1 protein-coding gene is annotated in these 2,615 nt (G+C 64.7%); it reads right to left on the bottom strand.

All coding sequences use genetic code 11. The features are described from left to right. The coding region (gene traA / locus IE191_RS20865; RefSeq protein ID WP_191326359.1) for a Ti-type conjugative transfer relaxase TraA at nucleotides 1–2,539 on the bottom strand (2,539 nt) is incomplete at its 3' end. Between the last annotated feature and the right edge of the window lie 76 nt (nucleotides 2,540–2,615).

The raw sequence follows: 2,615 nt of genomic DNA, 5'->3' as shown, positions 1-2,615 counted from the left end.
GGCGCAGCTCCTCGAACGCCTTGCGCGCAGACTTGAGCTCGGCAAGCTGTTCGGGGCTTTCCTGGCGGCCGTGGCCACGTGCGCTGTAGATCCCGTCGATCGCTTTGGCATGGCGTGTCAGCGCCTCCATGCGCTCGCGCCGCAGTTGCGCCTCGCGGGTTTCGGCGCTGGTTGGGATTGAAGCGATTGCAGGTGACGGGGCGACGGGCTGGAGCAGATCCTTGGAGACCTTGAAGCGGTGGCCATCAAAGTTCACCCGTTCGGGTACGGTAGAGAAGTTGGGCACCTTGAGCTTGAGCCCGTCGAAGATGCCGCGCCTGGGCTGCACTTGGGGCGCAGGCTCGGGCACGCGGGCATAGTCCGATGCCATGTCCTTGCCGCGCTCGCGGCTGAGCGCGCGGACAAGCCGATCGCGATCGGCGAAGTCATCCTTGCCGTAATGCAGATCGACTTGGTCCCTATGCCGCGAGAGCGCGACATAGGCGGCATGGCGGTCGAGCCCTGGCGTTGCCAACACATGGACGCTGTCCACGGTCATGCCCTGCGCCTTGTGGATGGTGGCGGCATAGCCGTGATCGATATGGGCATAGTCCTTGAGATCGAAGGCAATGGAGCGGCCGTCATCGGTGCGCACGCGCATGGCGATCTTGCTCACGTCTTCCACCGTGCCGAGCGTGCCGTTCTTCACCTCCAGGCTGCGCTCGTTCTTGAGGAACATCACGCGGTCGCCGGACGCGAACGACCGTTGCCCACGTTCCACCTCCAGGCCGACATCCTCACCGAGTATCTGTGCTGCGCGCATGCGCGTGCGCGCCGCTTCGTTCAGTTCACGCACTTCGCCATTGGTGTGGGTGAGGATGATCCGGCTGGCATCGGGATCGGCCATGCGATTTCGATCCCAGCGATCGATCAGGTCTTCGCGGGCCTGCTCGCGCGTCTCGGCGGTATGGACATGGCCAGCCGCTTCATAGGCCGTCAGCGCCTCGTCCGTGCGGCCGGTGGCAAGGTGGCGCGTGGCATCGCGCTGCCAGTCCTCGGATTGGCGGCGGATGGTGGTGATCTCGACCGCGCCGTGACGCTCGGCAATACTGCGGAACGAGGCGCCGGCTTCAATTGCCTGGAGCTGCTCGGGATCGCCGACCAGCACGACCTTGGCACCGCGCTTTTCAGCCTCGGTGATGACGCGCTCCATCTGGCGCGTGCCGATCATCCCGGCCTCGTCGATGACGAGGATCGATTTGTCGGTCAGCAGTTCGCGATCCTGGCCCCATTGATGCTCCAGACTGGCGATCGTGCGCGAGGCAATGCCAGAGCCGCTTTCTAGGTTTTCGGCGGCAATGCCGGAGAGAGCCGCGCCATGGACGGTGTAGCCGGCCGACTCCCATGCGTCGCGTGCCACACCCAGCATCGCGCTCTTGCCGGTGCCGGCATAGCCGATGACACTGCTGATCCCGCGTGCCTCGGTAACATGTTCGAACGCGCCGCGCTGCTCCGGCGAGAGCACCATGCCGCGTCCCTCAGCATGGGCGAGCGCGCGTTCCAGGTGACGGTCATTGACGCCATGGTGGCTCCGCGCGTCCAGCGTAATGGTCGCGCGCTCCAGCCGCTGTTCAGTCTCGAGCATCGCGCGCGAAGTGAAGCGCTCCTCGCCGCGTCCGTCAGGACCCAGTCGGACAAGATCGGGCGAACTCCGTACCGCCGCCAGCACGGCGTCGAACTGGTCCTTCCCCTCACTGTGCCGGTGCACGAACGTGGCAAGGTCGCGCGAAGTGAACGTGGCCTGTTGGTGGGTGATGGCATCGAGCGCGATGCCGGGGTTGTCGAGGATCTTCTCGCCATTGCTCCGGGCAATGGCAAAATGCTCTTCCAGCCGCTCGCGGACCAGGCCTTCCTGGGCCATGCGCGCAGCGGCCGGGCCGATCTTGTTCTGCGGTTCAAGGTCGATGCCCTGGGCCTCCAAGCTGCGGTGATCAATCCGCGCGTCGATATCGAGCTGCGCCAGCCGTTCGTTGACGTGCTCGGCCCAGGCTTCGCGCCAGTGGGTCAGGAGCTCCGTGCGGTTCCAGTCCCGCACCTTGGCGCCGAACCCATTCTCGCCAACTTCGCGCATGCCCAGCATCACGTGGGCATGGGGCTTGGCGAGGCCGTCGGGTCCGACATCCCAGTGCACATTGAGATCGGCCACCATGCCGCGATCGACGAATTCCTTTTGCACAAAGTCCCGCGCCAGTGCGATGCCATCGGCCTGGGTCATCTCACGCGGAATGGCGAACTCGATCTCGCGGGCGAGTTGCGCGTCCTTGCGCACTTCGACGGCTTCGACATCGTTCCACAGCTTCGCCCGGTCCCGCCATTCTTCCGGCGCGCCTTCGGGCAGCATGACTTCGCTGTGTACGACACCGGTCTTGTTGGAAAAATCGTGGTGCCTGTCGAGCCGCGCATCATAGAGCCGATCGGCCGAGCGATAGGCAGCAGCAGCCACGGCGCTCGAGCCGCTACCGCGCGAAATGACTTTGGCCGAGAAGTGGTAGATCGCCATGGCGACACACCGGATACGCCTAAAAGCGCACGTCGGCACGACGTATAAGCGCGCCCTCAAAAGATTTCATCATTCT

This window comes from Novosphingobium pokkalii (assembly GCF_014652855.1).
GTDB classification, from domain to species: domain Bacteria; phylum Pseudomonadota; class Alphaproteobacteria; order Sphingomonadales; family Sphingomonadaceae; genus Novosphingobium; species Novosphingobium pokkalii.
Note: the sequence above shows the minus strand (reverse complement) of the source record. Positions and strands in the feature narration are given on the sequence as shown.